This is a genomic window from Gordonia sp. CNJ-863, from assembly GCF_001942325.1.
GTDB classification, from domain to species: Bacteria; Actinomycetota; Actinomycetes; order Mycobacteriales; family Mycobacteriaceae; genus Gordonia; species Gordonia alkanivorans.
This window is the reverse complement of sequence record NZ_MKKG01000021.1, coordinates 1-22,725: the sequence shown is the minus strand read 5'-3', so window position 1 is coordinate 22,725 and position 22,725 is coordinate 1. Positions and strand designations below refer to the sequence as shown.

The 22,725-nt window shown below is 66.1% G+C and carries 23 protein-coding genes and 2 pseudogenes; 21 read left to right on the top strand and 4 right to left on the bottom strand.

The window, feature by feature from the left end; genetic code table 11:
* Positions 1 to 54: 54 nt before the first annotated feature.
* Positions 55 to 864: a phosphonate ABC transporter ATP-binding protein gene (gene phnC / locus BJF87_RS11755; protein ID WP_020171045.1), complete on the bottom strand. Its 810-nt coding sequence runs from the start codon at positions 862 to 864 to the stop codon at positions 55 to 57.
* Positions 865 to 1,040: 176 nt separating this feature from the next.
* Between phnC and BJF87_RS11750 the strand changes: the two genes are divergently transcribed.
* The 4 genes and pseudogenes from BJF87_RS11750 to BJF87_RS11735 all read left to right on the top strand — a co-directional run bounded on the left by BJF87_RS11750 (position 1,041) and on the right by BJF87_RS11735 (position 5,001).
* On the top strand, positions 1,041 to 2,285 hold the full coding sequence (locus BJF87_RS11750; protein WP_020171046.1) for an alpha-D-ribose 1-methylphosphonate 5-triphosphate diphosphatase: 1,245 nt from the start codon (positions 1,041 to 1,043) through the stop codon (positions 2,283 to 2,285).
* Between the two features lie 257 nt (positions 2,286 to 2,542).
* Positions 2,543 to 2,905: pseudogene (locus tag BJF87_RS11745) on the top strand (transposase); the annotation flags it as partial.
* 270 nt (positions 2,906 to 3,175) lie between these two features.
* A pseudogene (locus BJF87_RS11740) lies at positions 3,176 to 3,547 on the top strand (transposase); the annotation flags it as partial.
* Positions 3,548 to 3,591: 44 nt separating this feature from the next.
* A complete protein-coding gene (locus BJF87_RS11735; protein ID WP_075863208.1) occupies positions 3,592 to 5,001 on the top strand; it encodes an IS1380 family transposase in 1,410 nt (469 codons plus the stop codon).
* A 275-nt stretch (positions 5,002 to 5,276) separates the two neighbouring features.
* Here the strand turns inward: BJF87_RS11735 and BJF87_RS11730 are convergent, their stop codons facing one another.
* Positions 5,277 to 6,512, bottom strand: a complete 1,236-nt coding sequence (locus BJF87_RS11730) for a DUF6461 domain-containing protein (protein ID WP_075863207.1) — start codon at positions 6,510 to 6,512, stop codon at positions 5,277 to 5,279.
* A gap of 529 nt (positions 6,513 to 7,041) precedes the next feature.
* Between BJF87_RS11730 and BJF87_RS11725 the strand changes: the two genes are divergently transcribed.
* The 5 genes from BJF87_RS11725 (at position 7,042) to BJF87_RS11705 (ending at position 10,164) form a co-directional block, all read left to right on the top strand.
* Positions 7,042 to 7,686 carry a hypothetical protein gene (locus BJF87_RS11725; RefSeq protein WP_139319483.1) on the top strand — a complete coding sequence of 215 codons (645 nt, stop codon included), beginning with the start codon at positions 7,042 to 7,044 and terminating at the stop codon, positions 7,684 to 7,686.
* Between the two features lie 29 nt (positions 7,687 to 7,715).
* Positions 7,716 to 7,943 (top strand): hypothetical protein, encoded by a 228-nt coding sequence (locus tag BJF87_RS11720; RefSeq protein WP_139319482.1) that lies wholly within the window; start codon positions 7,716 to 7,718, stop codon positions 7,941 to 7,943.
* Positions 7,940 to 8,662 carry a hypothetical protein gene (locus tag BJF87_RS11715; protein WP_075863204.1) on the top strand — a complete coding sequence of 241 codons (723 nt, stop codon included), beginning with the start codon at positions 7,940 to 7,942 and terminating at the stop codon, positions 8,660 to 8,662. The genes BJF87_RS11720 and BJF87_RS11715 overlap by 4 nt, the downstream gene beginning before the upstream one ends.
* A 182-nt stretch (positions 8,663 to 8,844) precedes the next feature.
* On the top strand, positions 8,845 to 9,147 hold the full coding sequence (locus tag BJF87_RS11710) for a hypothetical protein (protein WP_075863203.1): 303 nt from the start codon (positions 8,845 to 8,847) through the stop codon (positions 9,145 to 9,147).
* Positions 9,148 to 9,150: 3 nt separating this feature from the next.
* On the top strand, positions 9,151 to 10,164 hold the full coding sequence (locus tag BJF87_RS11705) for a hypothetical protein (protein WP_075863202.1): 1,014 nt from the start codon (positions 9,151 to 9,153) through the stop codon (positions 10,162 to 10,164).
* 342 nt (positions 10,165 to 10,506) lie between these two features.
* On the opposite strand, the gene BJF87_RS11700 is transcribed toward BJF87_RS11705, so the two are convergent.
* Positions 10,507 to 11,672 (bottom strand): IS3 family transposase gene (locus BJF87_RS11700; protein ID WP_109860712.1). Its coding sequence is split into 2 segments (ribosomal slippage): positions 10,507 to 11,385 and positions 11,388 to 11,672, totalling 1,164 coding nucleotides; the frame shifts between segments, so codons are not numbered across the junction.
* Between the two features lie 311 nt (positions 11,673 to 11,983).
* On the opposite strand from BJF87_RS11700, the gene BJF87_RS11690 reads away from it, so the two are divergent.
* Genes BJF87_RS11690 through BJF87_RS11675 form a run of 4 tightly spaced genes read left to right on the top strand, consistent with a single transcriptional unit; the run spans position 11,984 to position 14,771 of the window.
* Positions 11,984 to 12,721: a hypothetical protein gene (locus tag BJF87_RS11690; RefSeq protein ID WP_139319481.1), complete on the top strand. Its 738-nt coding sequence runs from the start codon at positions 11,984 to 11,986 to the stop codon at positions 12,719 to 12,721.
* A 4-nt stretch (positions 12,722 to 12,725) separates the two neighbouring features.
* Positions 12,726 to 13,721, top strand: coding sequence for a hypothetical protein (locus BJF87_RS11685; RefSeq protein WP_075863200.1), 996 nt, complete (start codon positions 12,726 to 12,728; stop codon positions 13,719 to 13,721).
* 3 nt (positions 13,722 to 13,724) lie between these two features.
* Positions 13,725 to 13,949, top strand: a complete 225-nt coding sequence (locus BJF87_RS11680) for a hypothetical protein (protein ID WP_139319480.1) — start codon at positions 13,725 to 13,727, stop codon at positions 13,947 to 13,949.
* 12 nt (positions 13,950 to 13,961) lie between these two features.
* Entirely contained in the window at positions 13,962 to 14,771 is an 810-nt protein-coding gene (locus BJF87_RS11675) for a phosphoadenosine phosphosulfate reductase family protein (protein WP_075863198.1), read from the top strand.
* A 61-nt stretch (positions 14,772 to 14,832) separates the two neighbouring features.
* Here the strand turns inward: BJF87_RS11675 and BJF87_RS11670 are convergent, their stop codons facing one another.
* Entirely contained in the window at positions 14,833 to 15,957 is a 1,125-nt protein-coding gene (locus tag BJF87_RS11670; RefSeq protein WP_139319479.1) for a hypothetical protein, read from the bottom strand.
* Positions 15,958 to 16,144: 187 nt separating this feature from the next.
* Between BJF87_RS11670 and BJF87_RS11665 the strand changes: the two genes are divergently transcribed.
* From BJF87_RS11665 to BJF87_RS11630, 8 genes are all read left to right on the top strand, one after another.
* Positions 16,145 to 17,176 (top strand): DUF4192 domain-containing protein, encoded by a 1,032-nt coding sequence (locus BJF87_RS11665; RefSeq protein WP_158037504.1) that lies wholly within the window; start codon positions 16,145 to 16,147, stop codon positions 17,174 to 17,176.
* A 214-nt stretch (positions 17,177 to 17,390) separates the two neighbouring features.
* On the top strand, positions 17,391 to 17,975 hold the full coding sequence (locus BJF87_RS11660; protein ID WP_075863195.1) for a hypothetical protein: 585 nt from the start codon (positions 17,391 to 17,393) through the stop codon (positions 17,973 to 17,975).
* Positions 17,972 to 18,631 carry a hypothetical protein gene (locus BJF87_RS11655; protein WP_075863194.1) on the top strand — a complete coding sequence of 220 codons (660 nt, stop codon included), beginning with the start codon at positions 17,972 to 17,974 and terminating at the stop codon, positions 18,629 to 18,631. Before BJF87_RS11660 ends, BJF87_RS11655 begins: the two co-directional genes overlap by 4 nt.
* A complete protein-coding gene (locus BJF87_RS11650) occupies positions 18,624 to 18,947 on the top strand; it encodes a hypothetical protein (RefSeq protein ID WP_139319478.1) in 324 nt (107 codons plus the stop codon). Before BJF87_RS11655 ends, BJF87_RS11650 begins: the two co-directional genes overlap by 8 nt.
* Positions 18,944 to 19,468, top strand: coding sequence for a hypothetical protein (locus BJF87_RS11645; protein ID WP_075863192.1), 525 nt, complete (start codon positions 18,944 to 18,946; stop codon positions 19,466 to 19,468). Before BJF87_RS11650 ends, BJF87_RS11645 begins: the two co-directional genes overlap by 4 nt.
* A 217-nt stretch (positions 19,469 to 19,685) precedes the next feature.
* Positions 19,686 to 20,933 (top strand): hypothetical protein, encoded by a 1,248-nt coding sequence (locus BJF87_RS11640; protein WP_084813188.1) that lies wholly within the window; start codon positions 19,686 to 19,688, stop codon positions 20,931 to 20,933.
* A gap of 121 nt (positions 20,934 to 21,054) precedes the next feature.
* Positions 21,055 to 21,465 carry a DUF3846 domain-containing protein gene (locus BJF87_RS11635; protein ID WP_084813187.1) on the top strand — a complete coding sequence of 137 codons (411 nt, stop codon included), beginning with the start codon at positions 21,055 to 21,057 and terminating at the stop codon, positions 21,463 to 21,465.
* A 223-nt stretch (positions 21,466 to 21,688) separates the two neighbouring features.
* The gene (locus BJF87_RS11630) at positions 21,689 to 22,213 is read left to right on the top strand and encodes a hypothetical protein (protein ID WP_139319477.1); all 525 of its coding nucleotides are present in this window, start codon (positions 21,689 to 21,691) and stop codon (positions 22,211 to 22,213) included.
* Positions 22,214 to 22,725 lie beyond the last annotated feature (512 nt).

Sequence of the window (22,725 nt, the reverse complement as noted above, 5' to 3'; positions counted from 1 at the left end):
TGAAGAACTCCAGGATCTGGTGAATGTGATTCGGGTGATGCGAACAGCTTCCGGTCAGCGGACATCAGCAGCGAGGTGGCCGGTGACAGTACTGGTGACGGCGTCGCCGTCGGATTCCCCGTTGGGTTCCTCAGTGACGCCTTCGTAGATGAGTCGGATGGCGTCATCGGTGACATCGGACGCGGGGCTGTCATGCACGATCTCGCCGTGTGCGAGGCCGACGATGCGGTCGGCGTGCTCAAGGGCCAGGTCGACCTGGTGGAGGCTGGCGACGAGTGTGATGCCGTTGTTGTGACAGACACGGCGCAACAGCGCCATCACCCGGACTGCGGTGGCCGGGTCGAGGCTGGCAACCGGCTCGTCGGCGAGGATCAGCTGCGGCTGTTGGGCGAGTGCGCGGGCGATGCCGACGCGCTGCTGCATGCCGCCGCTGAGATTGTCGACCCGGGTGAGCGCGTTGTCGAGCAGACCAACCTGGTCGAGCGCCTCGAGGGCGATGCGCTCGTCGGCGCGACCAGCGGGCAGGAGACCGTGCCAGAAACTGTGGTAGCCGACTCGGCCGAGCAGCACGTTGCGCAGCGCGGTGTACCGCGGGACCAACTGGTGGTGCTGGAAAACCATGCCAGTGCGCCGGCGATGCCGTCGTAATGCACGGCGCGAGTCCAGTGCCGGGAGACCGGCGGCACGCACAGTCCCGGTGGTGGGCTGCACGAGCAAATTTATGCACCGCAGCAGCGTCGACTTGCCGGCTCCCGAAGGACCGAGCAGCACGGTCACCTGCCCGGCCTCGATCGTCAGGTCGGTTCGGCGCAGCGCCTGCACGCCCCCCTTGTAGGTCTTGCTCACCTCGACGAGATCGATCATGAAAACCCCTCTATAGGACTTGGTCGAACACCCCGAAACCTATAGAGGACTTACGAACGGACGATTAGGGTTGAGAGAACGGTGAGTGAACCCCGTCCGACCATCCGATGCCGGTGAACGACCGATGACTTCCGCGTTCATGCGACGGCCATAGGGCCCTGTCAGAATGTGTCGTCATGACCTTCGGAAACTCGTGCTGGCCGCCGACAGATTTCGTGATCGGCCACGTCACAGCGGTGCTACCCGATCGGGTGGAGGACAACGCAAGAGTGGTGGTGCGCGAGGGTCGGATCGCCGAGGTGGGCCCACACCCGCCGGGTGCCGGCTGCACCCTGGACGCCCACGGCGCCCACTTGCTGCCGGGCCTGGTCGACGTCCACACCGACATCCTCGCGCGGGAGACCCGGCCGCGACCGGGCGTCGTCCTAGACCCTGCCTTCGCACTGACGTCGGCGGGCGGCCGTCTACGCGCGGCAGGAATCACGACCGCCTTCCACGGCCTTGCATTCCAGGAGCACTCCATCGTGGGAACGACGATCGGTTCCCCCGCTGCCGCAGAATTGTCCGATTCGCTGCGTCATGCCGACGACACCCAGGTCGACCACCAGGTCTTGCACCGGTTGGACGCCCGCTGCGAGTACGGCCGGACGCTGCTCGCAACGGAGCTGGCCGCACTCGACGACTCCGCGGATTCTGAAAGGCTTCGGAGCATCACCACACCGGATGATTCCCAACGCGCACGGGTGCCGATCGTCTCGCACGAGGACCACACACCGGGGCAGGGGCAGTTCGCCGACCCCACGACCATGCAGCGGTGGCTGATCACCAACGAGGGTATGACCGAGGCCGCTGCGGTCGACCACGTCGATCGGTGGCGTCGCACCCGCGCCGAACGTCTCACCGTGCGAGACCGCGCCCTCACGTGGCTGGGCGACCTGGCCCGAGCCGGACACATCCGGCTCTTCGGCCACGACCTGGCCACCCCGGAAGACGTCGCGGCTGCCGCCGACCGCGGCTGCACCGTGGCGGAGTTCCCAACGACCCTGGACGCCGCCCGTGCCGCCCGCGACCGAGGCATGCTCGTCGTTGCTGGCGCCCCGAACGTCGTCCGTGGCGGCTCCCACACCGGGAACGTCTCGGCAGCCGAGCTCGTCGTCGCCGGTGTGGCCGACTCCCTGGCCAGTGACTACCTTCCCTCCTCTATGCTCCCAGCCGCAGTGCGACTTGTGCGCGACGGCGTCCTCTCACTCCCACACGCCGTTCGACTGATCACCTCAGGCCCGGCCGCCTGTGTCGGTCTCTGCGACCGTGGCGCGCTGACCGAAGGCTTCCGAGCCGACCTCGTCCTGACTGACCTCAGCAAGACTTGGCCCGTCGCCCACGTCATTTCGACTCAGTCGCATACCGCTGCCCGCGAGTAGCTCGGATTCAGCGGCAGTAGGCCACGAGGACTGTCACCGCTTCGGCTGTCTCACACCAGTCCGGCGGATAGGGACAGGTCGGTATCGAGAATTGTCGGTCACCCCAGTCGCGTCCACCGCGTCCCTACCGCGCAGGCTCCAGCCGACGTCGTCCGCCTCGATTCCGCCGTCACCATCCGCGCAGCAGACACCTCAGTTCAATCCGGTTACTTGCCGCGGACACCGCGCGGCAGCTTGAGGAGCAACGCCAACAGGCGCGTCTCCGTCATGCCCGACGTCGGTGGATCGAGGCTAAGTGCGTGCCGCGATCAAGGATCCGAGCAGCGAAAGTCACCGGTCTGCAGAATCTTCCGTTGCACGGTTTCGATCAAAACCGGATCTGGCTGGCGCTCGTGCAACTCGCATGCGAGCTGCTCGCGTGGACGCAGATGCTCGCGTTGACCGAGGTTCCGGCGCGGCGGTGGGAACCGAAACGGCTGCGGCTGCGGTTGCTGTCGATCGCGGGGAGGATCGCCCGGCATGCCCGCCGTGTTCGTCTGCGACTGGCTGCGACAGCTCCGGATGTCGATCTTCTCGTGGCCGGCCTGAACCGGCTCGCAGCGCTACCTGCGCCTGCGTGACCTGCATGTACCAGTTTCATCGAGACGAAAGGACACGATTTCCGGGGCCGTGGACCTCGGCGTCACCCGACCGTGTCGGGCAGTCGACCGTGGATACCCACCGGATCCACGGTCTCCACATCCAATCCGAAGACCCTCAGGCCGGCACGCGGAACTCAAGAAAGATCGAGGTTCGCCTGACCTGCCGTTTTCATGAAGAAAGGTGCTCTGAGCTGCAATAATTGTTGTTGCGAAACGACAATCACAAGCAGGGCAAGGAGCACCTTTCTGGTGAAGAACTCTACCGTATTTTACCCGCAGATTCAGGCCACCGCCGACGGCGGCGGCATCATCACCCACGGCGGCACCGTCCTGGCCACCCGTACCGCCGAACTCTCCGGCCTCACCGACGCGCTACGGACCGCGCTCGCGCCGTGGCGCAAACCCCTCGCGACCCACGATCCAGCGAAGATCCTCCTCGATTTGGCCACGAGCCTGATCGTCGGCGGTGACTGCCTGGCCGACATCAGCATGGTCCGCGGTCGTCCCGACGTGTTCGGTCTGGTGGCCTCCGATCCGACGGTCTCACGCCTGATCGCCACCCTGGCCGCCGATCCCGAGCGGGCTGTGAACGCGATCCGGGCCGCTCGCGCCGCCGCCCGCCAGCGCTAAGGTCCTATTTCCCGAGTCTGAGAGGCATCTCGTAGGTGCAATTCAAGCATGCTCCCGTTGCCGTGTCGGCTGTGTTCGATGATCCGAATCTCGTGTCGGTCGCGGGGCTGGTCCCGATGCTCCGTCTTGCCCGTTCTGCGGGGCTTGATGAGCTCGCGCAGTCGCGATTGAGCGTCCCGACGGACAAGGGTGCGAACGCCGGCGGCAAGGTGATGGCGCTGGTCGCGGGGATGCTCGCTGGCGCGGACTCGATCGACGACATGAATCTGCTGCGTCATGGCGGGATGGGCCGGTTGTTCGATCGGACGTATGCACCGTCGACGCTGGGCTCGTTCCTGCGGGAGTTCCGGTTCGGGCACGTCCGCCAGCTCGATGCCGTCGCCTCACGGACGCTGGTGAACCTCGCATCGGCCGCGCCGCTGCTGCAGATCCGGGACGGTGAGCGGGTGATGGTCGACGTGGACGACACGATCATCGAGGTCCACGGGTACCAGAAGCAGGGAGCGTCGTTCGGGTACTCCGGCGTCCGCGGCCTCAACGCCCTCGTCGCGACAGCGTCGACGACGACCTCAGCGCCGGTGATCCTCGCCCAGCGGTTGCGGCAGGGGAAGACCGGTTCCCCGAAAGGCGCGGCCAGGATCGTCGCCGACACCCTCGCCACGCTTCGCCGCATGGACCTGGGCAGCAGTGTTCGGCCGTTGCTGCGGGCGGACTCCGCGTTCTACGGCCACGCCACCATCGGCACCGCGATCAAGGCCGGCGCGGACGTGTCCATCACCGTTCGGATGGACCCCGCGGTGAAGACGGCGATCGCGACGATCCCCGAGGACGGGTGGGAGACGATCGAGTACCCGAACGCGATCCGTGACGAGGTCACGGGCCGGTGGATCTCGAAGGCCGAGGTCGCCGAGGTGCCCTTCGTCGCGTTCCGTTCCCGGAAGATCGCCGAACGGGTTGAAGGACGACTGGTGGTCCGACGGATCCCAGACCTGAACCCCAAGCAGGTCGAGCAGCCGACCTTGTTCGACAGCTACCGGCACCACGCGTTCTTCACCACCACCGACAAGCAGACAATGGGAACCGTCGCGGCGGACAAGACCCACCGCGGGCACGCGATCATCGAGCAAGTTCACGCCGACCTGAAGGCGGGCCCGCTCGCTCACCTGCCCTCGGGAGTGTTCACCGCGAACAGCGCATGGCTCGTCCTCGCCGTGATCGCATTCAACCTCACTCGCGCCGCTGGACTCACCGCCGACCGAGGCGGGCGGCTCGCCCGGGCAACGACCGCGACGATTCGCCGCACCCTCATCTCAGTGCCGGCACGACTGGCACGGACGGCGCGCCGCATCATCCTGCACCTGCCGGACGCCTGGCCCTGGCAGACCGCGTTCGACCGACTCTTCACCGCGACGCACGCACCACCACCACCGGCCGCGGCCAGCTGACCACCGCCGCCACCAGCGGCACGACCGAGAACGAAGTGGACAACCGGGATGAGACGCCCGGAACTCACCCCTGCCCGCAGCCGATCACGCCGCGCCCATCACGCCGACGCCACCCGCCGAAGGCTCATCGGTGGATCGAGGCTAAGCAGAACCAGGTTTCCACCCTGGCCCCGAGCCTCTCACGTAGCGAGCTAGCGCCACGTGAGAGGCTCGGGTTCGTTGAGCGCCGTCCGCCAACCATCGGCGGAGACCGTCATCGGTGGTCCTTGCTAGGACTAGGGGCCTTCAAAGAGGCTGTCGGGCAGATTGATGCCCACCTCCAACGATGTCAGCTCATAGGTTGCACTGTTTCGCGCCCACCGGACTGCTACCCCGGTGGCGGCATCAAAAGCAATCGTGCTGGGATTGCGGTGCTCGTCCTTGACGGAGAACTCCCATGCGGGCCTGCCCGCGACGGTCGCCGGGGTTCCTTTCACCCATGGGACGGTCGGGGCGGTGTGGCGGCCGAAGGTCCAGTTGTCGAAGATCTCCAGCAAGAGCATTGGGTGCAGGCCTTCGGTGTACCGATCGCCAGGCTCGTCGGTCAGCTCCCCGTCAACCCGGAACCAGTTCTCGCCGCGCCGTCCCACGATGCGGCGTACACCCGCCTCGTCAGCTATTCGCCAGGCACGTTTGTGTTTGCGCCAGAACTCAACTGATCTCGTCTCTCCAATGTCATGGTCAGACTCGATTAACGTCCCGTGGAGTGGCAACTTATGCGAAGAGGCATGTAGCTTCACGACCTGCTCCCAGGTGGGGACTTCGTCGACGATGGCGTGGGGAGGCTCGTCAGTTGCTGGGTCGTGTCCCGCAGTAGCTGGGTTGATCGGTACGACGGCAACGGTGAAGCTTGAGGTGGCGAGCAGACGCGGCGTGACTGCGACCCCCGTGAGCTGCTCAGCGAGAGCGAATGCACCCTCGATGTGCTTGTGTTCGGTGCGTTCTTCGGGCGGGACTTGGAGCTCGATACCGCCGACGTCGTGTATCAACTCGATGATGCGAGCTACTGCGCCTGCCGATCCTTGGTGTGCAGATCCTGCGCCCTCCAACTCCCAGGCCGGATTGGATGGACTGAAAAGGACCTGCCTCTTACCGTCGCGCCACCACACGAAATAGTTGTCGCCATTGACATTCTGCGAATGCGTGACGACCTCGTGGCCAGCGATTAGGGGGGCCATAACAGAATCTGTGGTTCCGATGTAGCCATTGCTCTGGATCATGAGCGTCCAGCCGTTCCCCGCGTCTGCGACGGCAACGACTTGGTGATCAGTCACCGACAGGTGCTGCTCCGCAGCCAGCTCGTCGCCTTCAAGCAGAGCATCGTCAGCGCCCATTGCGACAAGACGAGAGCGGCCAGCGTGCAGACTCGCCAAAACCTCGTTGGGCTGGAGCGCACTGATTAAAGTGAGGCAGTACGCGTCCTGAATCCAAGCCTCTTCAGTGATCCACGCGTAGTCACTATATGTCGCCACGCTTCATGTCTACACCCTCAGGAATACATCCCCGACGAAAGCCCCGAAAACGATGAAAGCGGCGAAAATCGGAACGCGGTTCACGACTTACGTCGGACCGTTCTGCTGGCGCGTGCTGGCGAGCAGTTGCCTTATGGCTTGATCCACGAGGCTCTGGACCGGTCGTCCCGTTAGCGCTGAGTGCAGCTTCAAACGACGTATCAACTCGCCATCGAGACGTGTTCCGAACGGCTTAAGGACCCCCGGCCCATGATTGGGCGACGGTCCAGGCAGGTCGGTGGAAGACGTCCGCAGTGTTCCGTCCCTCATAGCAAGCGATCTCCCATCCTTCCCCCTGGAACCCCACAAATCGGTCACCAGTCTCCGAGGCTACGGCGTTGGGTCTGAACGTGCGTACCAATCTTAGGATTCTGGGTCGCTCAGATTTGCTTGAAAATGCAAGCACCGCAGATATGTTGCGCGCCCAGTGGTGATAGTTCGATGGGAGACAACATCGTCCGTGCGATTGCTACCTCGTAGGGTTGACTGGGTGAGGGATTCAGGCGTGGGGCGCGCGATCGCGACGCTGATCGGAATTGTTCTGGTCAGTGTCGCGATCGCGATGCCGCTGGCCGTCGCCCTCGCGTGGCCGCTGATACATGTGTCGGAATCTGTGCTGCACCTGGGCTGCGAGTCGAACACCATCGACGGGCAGCAGGTGTGGGTGTGCCCCGACGGAATCGGATACGTGTTCCCCGGGATCGCTCTGATCGTGGCGCTGACCGTCATCGGTGTCGTCATCGGGGTCTTGTGGCGGCGCGAAGATCTGGGACCACCGGAGGACCGTTTCACCCTGGCCATGATCGTCTCGCTGGCCGCCGGTGCGCTCGCTCTACTCGTTGGGGCAGTGATCACCCTGTGCGGTCTCTTCGACATGAGCGCCGCCTACGGACGGTGGCTGATCCCGGTCGGCCTTGCGGTCGCGGCCGCGTCTCTCGCAGCCCTGGCGGCCCTCAGACAAGCCCGCCTGCGCGCCACCACTAACACGATCGCCGCGCTCGTGGTCCTCGGTGCGCTCATCCCGATCGCGGGACTGGGCCTGCCGCTGGTGGTGGCGCTGGCCGGCGGGTTCGCCGTCGCTGCGGCCATGTACTCGACGACACGAACCGATCACCCTTCGGCTGCGCTCGCCTGACCCGTCCCGGCATTGGCATCCTGGGTGGGGTGTGGACCTGGCTTCGGATCGATCGCAGCGCCGTGGATGTCGGCGACGCTCTCAGCGCTGTGCTGGCGCTCATCGCAGTCCTCATGCCCGCCCTCTTCGGGGACTGGTCAGTGTGGGACGTCGTGATCTTCGGGTGCGGGATAGCGATCCTGGCGATCGTCGCCCTGCGAGTCGTTCTGCACCTCACTGACCGGCTCCCTGCCCGCGGCCGGCACCCGAGCACATGACCGCCACCGGAATGGTGCCGCTACGAGTGACCGCCGACCTGCCGCACGGAGTGTGCTTCGGCACCCCGTGGGGTATCAGCCTCGACGGCCTGCTGGCCTCGGTGCTCTGGCACCGCCGCAAAGCCACCGCCGCCACGCGCGGTGAGGTCCTCACCTACGACCCCCTCGCGGTGCCGGAGGACATGGAGCTTCCCCTGGCGCGCTGCGAGCTGGGGGAGCCGTGGCACTGGATGTGCACCTTCGCCCACACGACGCCGGCCACCACTCAACCCGAGACACGTATGCGATCAAGTCGCACCGATCACGCTGATCTGCAACGCCTCTCACCCTCGGTACCCTCCACGGTCTCCGATACGCGCGGGCACTACCGCAAACGCCTGATCCCCGCCGTCGCGACCGTCACTGCGACGGCGACCTGGCGGGCCGTCGGCGACCCCGAGAAGATCGCCGAGCTGCTCGCCGAGGTCACCGAGATCGGCAAGTACCGCACCAGCGGCGAAGGCCGCGTCAGGTCATGGACCGTCGAACCCGTCCCGGGTGATGACGTGTGGTCGGCCGGCCACGAACACGCCCCCGGCGTCCTGGGCCGCAGCGTGCCGTCACCCTGCGTCGCCGACCGACCTGACATCGTCCACGGTGGGCGTTCCCGCATCGCGGTCCGCGCCCCGTACTCCCACCCAAGCCGCCACGCAACCGCTGCCTACCTACCCGCGCCCTGAGACCGATCCCGGCCCGATCGGATGAGGTGGCGCAGATCGACACCGCGGAAGTCGCCGGGGCGAGCAAGTCGTGGCTGATAGAGGACGTCCCGATGAGGGGCAGGTGCAGACCGATGCCAGGCGCCGACGGCATCGTGGTGGTGGGAACATATCCGCTGCGAAAGGGCTAGGTTGGTGTCGTCATGACCGATAAGTACTTCGCCGCCCAGGGACCTCTGGCCACCGATGTCATGGAATGCCACCGGCCCTACTTCACCGAGGGAATGTTGTCCCGCACAGGGGCTATTCGTGTGCGGCTCCACAACGGCGAGGTCCACCACATCACCGGCACCCGGTACCTCTACACCGAGGCGGGCGCCAGGATTCGCGCCGAGGACATCGACGGCACCCTCGAGGTGATTTACCTCGGCGAAGTGCTTGTCAGCTACGCGCCTGGCGAATGGGCAGACTGGACCGACCTGCAACCGACTGACGGTTCCGAGTAGCTGATGGATAGCGCGAGCATCGAACGCGATCTCACCGAGCACGGCCTGGCGTTCCTTGTCCGGTCGGTGACCAGTATGCGCGGATCAGACGACCGTGGCCCGCTGTTCGCCATCGTCGACTTGGCCGTTGCGATCGAGGTGCTGCTTAAAGCTCGCCTGGTACGGGAGCACTGGAGTTTGATCTGCGCGCAGCCTGATAAGACAAGCGTGGCCCAGTTTGAGGCCGGGCTGGCGAAAACGGTGTCCCCGGAGCAGTCGGTCATACGGCTCGACGGCATCGCCGGGCTCACACTGAAAACGCTCGGTCACGACAAACGGATCGAGAAGATCGGACAGCTACGTAACCGCGTAGTCCACTTCACCGTGCCCACAGACGACGCTTCGATCGGCGTCGCCACCGTCTACGGACACGCACTGAACTTCGCACTATGGTTCCTCGACAACGAATTTCGGGGCAAAGCCAACGGCGACATAGAGGAACTCGTCGAGGAGGTCATCGAACAACTCACCTCCGAACTGCGGTATATCCAGGAGCTGGTGAGTGACCGGATGGGAACAATCGATGAGACTCTCGACGGCGCCGACGTGTGTGTGGACTGTCCGCGCTGCGAGCAACCAGCGCTGATGCTCTTCGAGCAGTCGCAGTCGGTGTATTGCGGCTACTGCCTGTGGAATCCGCAGGACGGATCGTCTGCGGCCCAGGAGTACGAGGAGGCCGTGCTGGGTGGGTCCTACAACGAATCTGCCGGGCCGGGAGGTCCGGTGTGGGACTGCCCACGATGCTCGTCGCCGGCCTTGGTGGAGGGGGTGAAGCAACGCCGCCCGAGCCTGGAATCGTTGTTCGACGGCGGCTGCGATACCCAACCACTGGCCTACTGGGCGTGTTTTGACTGTGGCTGGACAGGCGCAGTGCACGACCTGGACCACTGCGATATGTGCAACGTGGTCACTGACACCGGCGATGAGGGAATGTCTATCTGCGAGGAGTGCTTTGCCTCTCGGCTGAGCAAAGATTGACAGGCTCGTCTGGTGACTGTGCCCAACCATTCCAGGTGATGACCGCTGGTGAGGAATTCGTCACTGAACGGGGTGTGATCGAGGTAGGCCCGGCGGGCATCGCCGGAATCGTGGACGTGGAACTCGCCCAGGGCACCAGTCTGGTCTCGCGTAGTGCGCCCGGTCGCAGTCGAACTGACACTGGACGGGTTTTGAACCCGTTGCAGTGTCGCCAGGCTGTAGCGTCGCGTGCATGCCGAAACACAAGCGGACGGTGACGATCTCCTTTGACTGCGACACCGAGGAGGAGTATCAGCAGGTGGCCAACAGGGACTGCTGCACGATCGGGTGACAGTGTCGGTGTCATGCCGCTGAGGCGGCTGTGTTGATGATCGTCTCGTATTCGACGGGCGTCAACCGGCCGAGGCGGACCTGACGGCGTCGGCGGTGGTAGGTCCGTTCGATCCAGGTGACGATCGCGATCCGCAGCTGCTCGCGGGTGGCCCACCGCTGCCGGTCGAGGACGTTGCGTTGCAGCAGCGCGAAGAACGATTCCATCGCTGCATTGTCGCCGGCGGCGCCGACGCGGCCCATCGATCCGACCAGGCCGTGCCGATTGAGTGCGGACACGAACTTCCGCGACCGGAACTGAGAACCCCTGTCCGAGTGGACAATACAACCAGCAACATCGCCGTCTCGGCGGGCGACCGCATGGTTGAGCGCAGCAACGGCGAGACGGGATTGCATGCGGTCATCGATGCTGTAGCCGACGATCCGCCCCGAGCAGGCATCCTTGATCGCGCAGAGGTAGAGCTTGCCTTCGTCGGTCCAGTGCTCGGTGATATCGGTCAACCACAATTGGTTCGGGGAGTCGGCGGTGAAGTCGCGTTCAACCAGGTCATCGTGCACCGGCGGCCCCGGCTTCTTACCGTTCTTCCCACGTTTCTTACCGAAGCTCGACCACCAGCCGTTGGCGCAGCAGATCCGCCACGCCGTCCTCGCGCTCATCGCCTGACCAGCGTGTTCGGCTTCGTCGGCGAGGAACCGGTACCCGAACTCCGGGTCCTCGCAGTGCGCATCGAACAGGGCGTTCGCCCGCGCGGCCGCGACCCGATCGGCGGTGGTGACCGCCTCCTTGAGCCACCGGTAGTAGGGCTGTCTGGCGAGCTTGAGTACCCGGCACGTCACCGCGACGGGGATTCCGTCGGCGGCGAGCTCCTTCACGAGCGGGTAGAACCTTTTCCCGGCAGGTTCGCCTGCGACAGATACGCCGCGGCCCGGCGCAGGACCTCATTCTCCTGCTCCAACAACCGGATTCGCTTGTTGGCCTCCCGCAACTCCGCCGACTGCCCCGACGTCATCCCAGGCTTGTTGCCGTCATCGATGTCGGCGCGTCGCATCCACTTCTGCAACGTCATCTCATGGATCCCGAAGTCCTTCGCGATCTGCGCGAGCGTCACACCGCTCTCACGATCCCGGGCAACCCGGACCACATCATCACGGAACTCTTTCGGATAAGGCTTAGGCACAGTAGTCATCCTTCCAGGCCGCCCTCCCGGGGCAAGCCAGATCAGATGTCACCTAACCGTGCACCAGTCCCACATGGTGTGGCACTTGATGCGGTTTTCGCCGCACGAGTTCGCGATTTCTCACGACACCACGGCGAATCCGCAAGCTCTCAACGATCACTGGGACAAGCTCGGCTCGGACGTTCGGTGGGCCTAGTCCCCCGGCAGGAAACGTGCTGGGGAATCGGGCCGGGCGCGGCTATGATGGGGCTTGCTTGGGACGAGACAGTCGGTCTGCCCATGACTATCGAGGGTGAGCGAAGATGATGCTGATGACTATCAATGAGGTTGATGCCGCCGCGGTGCGGTGTGCGCGGTTGGCGGTGGGGTTGCTCGAGTACGAAGTCGAGCAGATCCTCGGGCTGGATGCCGGGGCGATCGCGGCCGCCGAGGAACGACGCGCACCGATCCCTGACGGCCTCGTCGAGCTGCTCGACGAGGTGACCGCGGTCGCGGCCACGGAAACGGTGCGGCTGATCGAGACAGCCACAGTCTCGGGCGAGATCGAGGTGTTCAAGGACGCTGCCGACGTATTCGCCGCCACTGCGGGGCGCATCGCGATGGAGGGTGTGTACCGGGTGTGCGCTGGCCGGGCGGCGATGGCCGTGCCCAGTGCGCGAGTGATCCGCCGCGACCTCGACGAGGCCGCCGACCATGCGGCGTGGCTGGTGTGTGTGGCCGCGGCGTGCGGGATGGGGTTCAACCAGATCCAGAAGTGGTTTGATGTGGGCCGAAAACGCGTCCAGACGTGGATCGCCGGGACCGGGGCGGTGCCGGCAGGGGTGGTCGCGGAATTGCGGGAGATCACCACGCGGGCCCGCGCACACGTCGAGGAGATCGCCGCCGGCATCGACGTCGAGGACCCGATCGTGTGGGTGTGCGCGACCGAGGAGCAGATGGAGACACACTGGCCGGCGCACGCCGACCTGCCCCTGACCACCCACCAGGTGTGCGCGGCACGCGCCGCGGCCGGCGTTGACGGCGCGCGGCTGGTGTTTCTGCCAGGCTGAACACGTGAGTTCCACACGCACGGCCTACACCGGGCACGGGGTCATCGACCTCGAGGCCGGGCCGGTTGATGCTGCCCGGTTCAAAGCTGCGGGCGTGGTGGCCGAGAAGTTCTACGACGCGATGGAACAGTCCCGAATCGGCGCTGACCTGTCGGACCGGGTCCTCGAGGACGACACCTCCGGTCACCGCGCCGCACGGGACCGCGACCGCGCATACCCGCGTGACACCTCGACGGTTGACGATGACCGCAAACGCCGGCAGCTGCCTGATCGCGGCGAATTCCGCACCGGGCTGTCGTCTCGGCAACGCAAAGACCGCTCAGCGCTCAAACGACGCGTCCACGAAGCGGCGCCGCGGAGCCAGATCAACGAGATGCAATGGGCGATCGGTGATCCGGATCGGTGGCGCCACCTCAACAGCTCGCTGCGTGAGGCTACCGGCAACGCCCAACAGCTCTCCGACCGTGATCGCCGCTCGGTGCAGCGCCTGGACAGGTTGATCCAGAGCTACGAACGAGACAGCGGGCGTGGGCATGTGGTGTACGCGGTCGCCGAGCTGCCTACCGACACCGCGGTGACCCGCCGACGTGACGTGCCCGAGACGTTGCAGCCCGGGGCGCGGATCTCGTTTGACCAGTACACGATGACCACCCACACCCTGCACGAAGCTGCTGCGGTAGCCGCGCAACGTCGGGGGTCGGGTGCGGCGACGGTGATCTTGGAGATCGAGACCTCCCGGGGGATGTATCTGGGCCGCTCGGACAGCGTCGACGACACCAGCCACCTGCTGCCCCGCGGACTGGGGATGCGGGTGGCCGGCATCGACGAGTACGCCGACTACGCCCGCCCCGGCGGGCATGATTCCACTCTGGTGGTGCAGCTGCGCGACACCCCGCGCGACCCCGACTATCAGCCGCCGGTCACCGGCCGGCGGTTGTTTCGTGACCGCAGAGCTGAGGCCGCCGCGCGTGCCGCAGCCCGAGACACCAAGGAGTCCTAACCGATGTCTGCGACCCGACGACCCAAAGACCTCCCACCAGTGCCCCCGCGCAAGAAGAAGGGCGAGCCGCCCAGTCGCGGCCGGTGGAACGATGTACTGATCGTGCACGACGACATCCGCTTCGGCGTCACCAACTTCCGCTCGATCGAGCCCGGTGACCCCAACGCCGACAACGAAACCCCCGAAGCGCCACGCACCACCACCACGACGTCCCGCCGCAAGCGGTAGGAGTAACCCTGCGTGGCCGCCGCTGACGGACCCGACCCGGGCCTGGACCTCACCGCGCTGCGAGCGGTGCGCGGCCGGGGCCTCGATCCCACTGCTGTGCTCACCCAGATCGCCGACTACCGCGACCACCACAGCGGCATGTGGGTGGCCTGGTCCGGCGGCAAAGACAGCACCGTCGTCGTCGACCTCGCGCGGCGTGTCGACCCACAAGTGCCGGTGGTGTTCTACGACTGCGGCCTGGACTTCCCCGAAACCCGCACCTACCTGCGCGATCTCACCGACGTATGGGATCTGAACCTGCACGTGGTTCCCACCGAACCCGACCTACTCACCCTGCTCGTCGCGGCGGGCGACTTCGACCCGACCGATGCGTCCTGGCGCCTCGAGGTGGACATGCGCCAGGCGATGATCGAAACGCCGGCCGCTCGGGCGCATGCGGTGTTCGGGCCAGCCAACCTGTGGGGTGTACGCGCCGCCGAGTCCGCAGGCCGACGCCACCTCTACCGCACCCAAGCCGCCCGCCACGAGGGCGCCATACCTCGCGGTACGGTGCGCCGCGGCGACGGCACGACCAGCTTCGGGCCGATCTGGAACTGGAGCACGGAACAGGTGTGGACGTACGCCGCAGCTCGCGACATCCCCCCTAACCCGCTGTACGCCAAACTGGAAGCCCTCGGCGCCGACACCCACACCGCCCGCGTCAACGCCATGATCGACCCCTCACGCCTGGACAACGGCCATATCACCCGCCTGGCCGGCGGCTGGCCCGACATCTATCACAGGCTCGTCGACGCGCTGCCTCGGCTGACCGACTATCGATAGGTATGAGGAATTGCATTCGGGCGTAGCTCGACCAGGCTTGGTCTCACACCAGGTTGGGCGACTAGGCGTAGATCGCGATGGGCAGTACTGCAAATGAGCTTCCCGGCACATACGCGGAGAACTCGAGATCAATCCCGCTGCCATCGAAACCCTCGGTGAGGCTCTGTGCCGGTGCCTGCTGGGAGAGGACGGCGAGGTTGTCGAAGACGGTGGCCACGAGGTCGGGGTCGATCCGATCGAGCAGTTTGTTGCGCTCGAGCACTCCGACGTCCTGTTGGAGAGGAGACACGACTTTGCCCAGGACCGTGAATTGACCGTCGAGTAACCGATCTGGGTCCGCGGTGGTGAAATGCGCAGTCTCGCATACAGTCACCGCGGTCAACCCCCGATCCTCGCCTTCCGGGACGTCAGCTTCACTGCTGTCAGTATCGTCTGACTCATCGATGCCTGACCCTTCAACGCCGGTTGCGATCAGTCCGTAGAACTCACGGGTGTGTTCGGAACGAAAGTCCTGGCGTAGTGCGGTGGCGACCGCTGCGGCTAGCTCAGCGGAGTCCGCTGCGTTCAGCTCCCCGACCTGGCGGTGCCTGATGATGCCGTCGACATCGTTGATGTCGCGCAGCTCTCGGTTAGTGGTACGAAGCATGACGTACTTGGTGACGGTCGAGACCAGCTCGGGGGTCGCGATGTCAAGGACGGCGTTGATCTCGTTGGCCCGGAAAGTGCTGGAGAACTCGACAATGTCGCCGGGCTTGAGGTCGTGCGCGGACTCAAGAGTGTCGACGGGCGTGATGATGTTGTTCTCGGAGAGTAGATACCGCAGATAGTTCAAGTAATAAGCTTGAGAGAAGACGTATTTGAGACGCTGCGCCCGGTTTGTCTGGTCGGCCTGCACGGCTTCACGAACTCGTTGCAGGTTGGCGCCGGCATCAGCGCTGCCGAAACCGAGGAACCCAGCCTTTCCGGACGCGTTAGCTCCGGTTGTGTTCCCTTGATTCTGCGACTGTGAGTAGTTCTGCTGGTCTTCGGTCTCGGCCGATTCAAGTAGGCCGGCACCGAGGATGGCCTGGAGCAGTCCCGATACAAAGTCCGGATTCTGATACACAACGACTGGCGCCACTATCGCGGCCGTGCGGCTTCCGCCGTCAGGCTGAGGGCCGGGAGCGGTCTCGGGTGGATGCGTCATCGCCCCAGTCTGCCAAAGTCGTTGCTCTTGTACACCGGTCCGACCCCGGTATGAGGTCGGGCCGGTGTATTGCGTTGTGGCGGTGCTGGTTTGTTGTCGGTGGCAGCGGTTAGTGTGTGGGTTAGTTCCGGACGAGACACACGGTCTGCCGGACTGATTCGAGGGAGTGATTTCGATGGGTGAGTGCATGTCGAGTCGAGTGCCGATGTCGGTGGCATCGATGCTGACGGCGGTGCCTGGTCTGCTGGGTTTCGTGCCGCACCGCTCGCTGGTGATCGTGGCGTTCACCGACGGCGGTGAGCGTGTGGTGGCGACGATGCGTCACGACTTCGCGCGGCTCGCCGATGGCACCGCACACGAACAGATGTATGCGACGCTGCGGGACCTGGCGGCGATCATCGCCACCTATGGCGTGACCACGGTGGCGGCGGTGATCGTGGATGACCGGCTGCGCCGCGGCGATGCCCGGCATCGGGAGTTCGCGCACCGGATGCACGACATCCTCGCCGGGTGCGGCGGGCTGCACGCGGGCTATGTGGTCGAGACGATGACCGAGGGCCAGCGGTGGCGCACACTCTGGGGTGAGGAGGCCCGCGACGGCGACTCGGACCAGGTGCTCGGTGATCCGTTCACCTCGCCGACGGCCACCCGTGCCGCGGTCGAGCAGGGCCGCACGGTGGCCGCCAGCCGCGACCGGGTCGGCGCCGACCTCACCCCAGACGGATGCGCTTGCGGTGGCTACGAGTTCGACGCCCACGGTCACACCGAGACCGATCCGGTCGCGGCGGTCGCCACGGTGATGGGCGCGCTGGATGGCCCGGTGGACTGTGCGACGGCGGCGGCGGTCGGGCGCGCGTTGTGTGACCTCGACATTCGGGACGCGTTGCTGGCGTTGGCCGGTACTACCGCCCACCGTCACACCGCGGCGAATCTGTGGCAGCACATCGCCCGCCACAGCACCGGCACCGTACGGGCCAGCGCGGCGACGATGCTCGCGCACCTGTACTACCTCGCCGGTGAGGGCGCGATGAGCGGCATCGCACTGGATCAGGCACTCGCCGCGGATCCGGATTGGGCACTCGCGCGGCTGCTCGATGAAGTGCTGCGGGCAGGCGCCCACCCGAGCGCGCTGTGGCCGATGCTCGAGACCAGCGCCGACATGCTCGCCCTACTCGGCGTCCCGGTCGAGGTCGACGCGGCGGCCGCCCTGACCGCCTGACCGCTAGGGCCGACAGCCATTCGAGACCCGGGCGCCGGCACCCCATTCGGGGGCCGGCGCCTTGGTCGTACCGGGCGGACCCCGGTATGAGGTTCGCCCGGTGTATTGCGTTGTGCGACAGCTAGAAAACTGTCGGTGGGTGTGGTTAGTGTGTGGGTTAGTTCCGGACGAGACACACGGTCTGCCGGGCGATTCCCGAAGGGGTGTTGTGGCGATGGATGTTGCCGAGTTGTTCGCAGAGGTTCGTGATTCGTTGGCGGATGTGTTCGCCTCGATCGAGTGGGCCGAGGATGAGATCGCGGCGGCGCAGCGGCGCTGGCCCGCTCGCGCGGATGCGCTGTTCCATTCGTTCTCGCTGATCCGGCCGCCGGTCGAGCTGCTGGAGCGGTTGAGTGTGGAACCGGTGTACCGGGCCTATGCCCGGGAGCTGCTTGACCGGGTCGGCCAAGAGCAGGACACCCGCCCGGGCACGGCGGTGGAAGTGTGTCTGGGACTGCGGGAAGCGAGCTTGCGCGCACCGTTGAGCCATGACGGGTTCGGGCTGTACGCGCGGATGTGGGACGCCGCCGGGCTGCCCGAGGTCGACGGCGTCACCGACATGCGCACCCATTACGAGGCGATCAGCGCCGATGCGCTGGATGAGGCCGAAACCTATGCGCGCCGCCACACGAGTCGCGCGGACCGGGTCCTGGAGGTCACCGGGTGCTGCGGACAACACCACGGTGAACCCGTCACGTGTGTCTATGCCAGCACCGGCCCGGCCAGCACCGACGACACCGACGGCGAGGCCGCCGCATGAGCGCCCCCGATATCTCGCCGGTGTTCACGGTGGAAGTCACCGAGACGACCACCACCCGCTACCGGGTGCGCGCCGCCGACGCTGACCGTGCCCAAGACGTCGCTACCGGCCACAACATCGAGGAAGGCAGTCGGGGTGGTGATGTCGTTGTGTGTGAGCGCGACGCGCAGGCGTTCCCCGAGGCCCCCACGGAGGCGCGGAGCAGCCTGGCGGTGATCATCGACCCTGAGGCCCCGCCAACGGTGACGGTGGGCGAGATCGCTGATCAGATCCCGGCACGGGCCGCGCAGCTCGCCTGCGCGGGCATGATGGTCACCCTCGGTGCGCAGGGTGACTGGACCAGCGAGACCATCGAGTGGGTGGCGGCCTACCTCGTCGATGTCGCGCCGTCGTCGGTGCCGACGTTCACTGACTGGGCCGACGGCGCTACCGAGTTCTGGCGATCGGTCGACGAGGAGGCCACCGGCAGCGCAGACGGCCAGGACATGGCCTGGCTGCGGTTGAATGAGGCGCTAGCCGATCATCGGCGGTTGGCCGGGCAGATCAGTGCGGCGTCGGAGATGTGCGACACCGGGCTGCTGACGTCCTTGGAGATGGACGAGGTCGACTATCTGAAACGGGTGCGTGACGCTGCTGAGGGGGTGCGTCGTGGCTGATGCGAAGTACTCGCGCCGCGACGGTGATGATCCGGGCGCGCACTACATCGAGGAAGCGGTGTCGGTGTACCTGATGCGCCACCCGTCAGAGGATCGGTGGGTGATCGACCCGCTGACCATCGACGGGTGCGCGTTGGATTCGACCCACGACACCTACCCGTCGAACTCCGAATGTCGTTGTGAGGATGAGCCGGTGTGCGACACGGTCACCAATCGGATGGCCGAGCAGCCGTTGCCGTCGGGTGAGGAACTGATGGTGATGCTCGCCGATGCGCTCGGTTATCAGGTGCTCGTGTTGGGGGGTGAGTCGCAGTGACCATCGAACAGCAGCAGGCGGTGTGCCCGGTGGTGTTCAGCGAGCCGGGGGAGCGGGCGCGGGTGGACTCCCGCACGTCGCCGCGAACGCTCCGGGTGGGGCACAAATCGCCGGCCGGCGCTCGGTTCTGCGCTGGCGGAGGCGTTGCAGGTGGGCGTCTCGCGGCGCTGTCGTCGCATCTGACGGTGCGCAATCTTGTTGAGCGCCATACCGAGTTGGCGGCGCTGCGCACCTTGTATGAGGTGATGTGCGCCAACGGGTGGGTAGCGATCCATGTCGACATCACCGACTGTTCGGCGATCGAAACACTCGCGCTGGCCGACGGGGAGCGCTGCTATCTGGGTGCCGACAACGATCTGGATGCGGTCAACGATGTGATGTTCGAGGTTGTCGGCAACTGCCCACGGCGGATCTTCCGGTACCTCGATGGCGAGTATTGGGCTGATCGCGGTGACGTTCGCGCGGCGATCGATTCGGCGCTACGCGCTCAGGTCCCTGCCGGGTGGCCGCCGATCGGCTAGCGCGGACTTTGGCCCCGATTTTGGGGGAGGTGACAGTCTGTCGCCTCCCCCAAAATCGCAGGTCGAGAAGTGCGGTACCGGGCGGACCCCGGTATGAGGTCGGCCCGGTGTATTGCGTTGTGTGACAGATAGAAAGTTGTCGGTGGGTGTGGTTAGTGTGTGGGTTAGTTCCGGACGAGACACACGGTCTGCCGGACTGATTCGAGAGGACAGTGTCATGACTGTTGCGCAGTGGGATGGACGTTTGTTGGCCGGGGATCTGGCCTATGTGAAGCGGGTGACCGGGTTGTCGGCGCGTCGTGGTGTGTTGGCGCCGTTGCGGACGGTGACGATCGCCGTGCTCGGCGGGGTGGGCACGCTGACCCACTACAACTACGACGCCGGGGTGGTGGTGCGCGCCCAGGTGACTGGTGATCTGGCGGCGACCACGGTCGACTTCCCCGAACTCGCCGCCGCGGTCAAAGCCGCGGGGCGCGGGGTGGTGGAGCTCGAGCGCGACGGGGACCGGTTGGTGGTGGCCGGCCCCGACGGGCGGTCGTCGGTGGCGGTGTTCGCCAAGCCTGATGCTGTGCCGGTGATGCCCACGGTCGGCGGGACCGCTGCGATGGTGACCGATACCGGTGTGTTCGCCACCGCGGTGGCCGCGGTGGCGCCGGCGGCCGGTGACGACGCGACGCTGCCGATGCTGACCGGTGTGTACCTCGACGCCGACGACGCCGGGGTGGTGTCGCTGGCGACGACCGACCGGTTCCGCCTGGCGGCAACGGAGTTGGCCACGGCCGCCCCCGCAGAGCTGGACGCGCCGCTGCTGGTGCCGGTGAAGGTCCTCGCGGCGACCGCGGCACGGGTGGCCAAGCGCGACGGGTCGGTGAGCGTCTACGCCGACGGCGGGCATGCTCGGATCAGCGGCCCCGACAGTGACGTGGTGGTTCGGTTGATTGATGCCCAGTTCCCGCGGTGGCGCAATCTGCTCCCGGCCGCCGGGGACGATCGGATGCGGGCGCGGATCGCTGCGGCGGATCTCGCGCGCCGGCTCAAGAAATTGTCGGTGTTCTCGGTGCGGGTCACGATGGCGGCCGATAGCGCTCGGGTGGAGGCCGGCGACCTCGAGACCGGGCAGGTGTCGACGACCTTCGAGGTTCCCGCCCATGACGTCGACGAGCGGGCGGTCGGGATGGTCGCCGGGTACAACCCGGAGTACCTGGCATCCCTGCTGGCGTGCGCGCCGGGCGACGTCGAGTTGACGTGGTCACCGACCGCGCCGACGCGCCGGCCGATGACCATCGAGTTCCGGCGGGGTGCGGCATCTGCTGATGCCGGTCCGGCTGCCCGACGCCGAGACCGCGGCCGCGGCCGCGGCCGCCTAGACCGGCTCCAGCGGGGCGTCGGCACCCACCGATCGGGGTGCCGGCGCCCGGTTGTACCGGCAGGGCAACGACCTCATACCGGGCCGACCCCGGTATGAGGTCGGCCCGGTGTATTGCTTTGTGGCGGTGCTGGATTGTTGTCGGTGGGTGCCGTTAGTGTGTGGGTTAGTTCCGGACGAGACACACGGTCTGCCGGACTTCAAACCGAGAGGGGCCGTCATGGCTAGGACTGCTGTTGTGTCGGGTGTGCGGATCGATACCGAGGGCGCGGTCTCGCGAGTGTCCGCCGAGGGAGGCGACACGCTGAGCATGTTGCAGGCCGGGGTCGGCGGGTACGTCGATGTGGTGCGGCTCCCGGAGGGCATCGACATGTGGGTCGGGGATGAGGCCGCGTACACCCAGCCGGTCAACGCCTGGGCATCGGTGCTCAACGCGATTCTGGACGGTCAGCCGGTGATCTGGGGGCCGGTCGTGTTCGCGTCGTCGACCGCCGCCGGTGACACCGTGTCGCTGTCTGCAGAGCAGGTCGCACGCCTGGCGGCGTGGTTCGCTCACGAGGTCGAGGCTCCCGACGTCGCCGCCGCGATCGCCGATCTCGGTGGCGTCGAGGCTCCCGCCGAGGTGCGGTGATGGCCGCGCCGACGGCGGCGTGTGTGTGCTGGCGGGTGGGCACAGTTCCGCACTCGGGGCACTGCTGTTTCGACGGCCCCGCCGAGGCCTACCAGGGAGACGCGGCACTGCCGCCGTGCGGGCACTGGCACCCCGGACTGCCGATCATCGACACCACCGCACGAGGAAACGACTTACCCGGACGAGACACACGGTCTGCCGGGGAGATGGAAGGGAAAGTCGCATGACGACAATGGAAGTCAGCCACGGACACAACGGGCACGCTGCCGAGCAGGTGTGGCCCGCGATCGGTGAGGGTGTGTTGAATCTGCCGAAACCGGCCACCTGGGCGGGGGCGTGGGTGTGCGCCGACGACGTTCGGCGGATCGAGGCCGAGAACGAACGTCTACGAGCTGAGCTGCGACGCGCCGAGCTGGACCGGGACACCGCCCGTGAGGAGGCGTCGACGCTGGCGAGTGAGGACCGGGCGCGCAACGAGGCGGCGTGCGAGTGGGCCGACGACAACGACCTGTGCAGCCAATTCGAGCAGTTCTGCGATCAATTCGGCTGGCAGGGCCGCGCGGACGACCTCGAGGTCACCGTCGACGTGACGGTGCAGGTGTCAGTGCTGGCCTCTGATGTCCCCCGCAACGAGCAGGACAGCTATTGCCTGGAGCAGCGCATCGACGACGACGCCGTGCGGGAGAAGCTGAACGAGGGCGCATTCTCGCTGACCTCGACATCGATCAGCGATTGGGACCGGGTCTAGTCGCCTGCTGAGTGCCACCGTGGCGGGGTAGGTGAGCGCCCAACTCGGCTACCCCGCCACGGCGGGGTTCCAGGCTCTCAGAGGCGAACAGGAAGGGTGAGGGAGGGGTGCATTTCGGGGGCTCCCCCTCCCTCATCCTGTGAGAGCGTTCTCCCGTTGGGTGTGGCAACTGTCAGAGCACGCGCGGTAGACGATAGCAAACCGGCGATCCGCTGTCGTGACGGGGCAAATCTGCCGGCCTTTTTGGTTGCAGCTGCAATGAACGGTCGCGCTAGTCGTAGATTCCCGTAGGGAATCGGTTGTGTGGCAATGGTTTTTAATTCTGTTGTGCGGTAGTATGTTTCATATGGGTATTGAGAGCGTCCGCAGGACGGTCGGGCGGGATTGGGTGAGGGTCGGCCGCGAGGCCGACACGGCCCTGTCGAGGACCGTTGCTCGGTCCGAACGTGTTAGACTGGGCGACATGAAACACAGTAGCACCACAACCACCTTCCATCCAATCGGCCGTACGG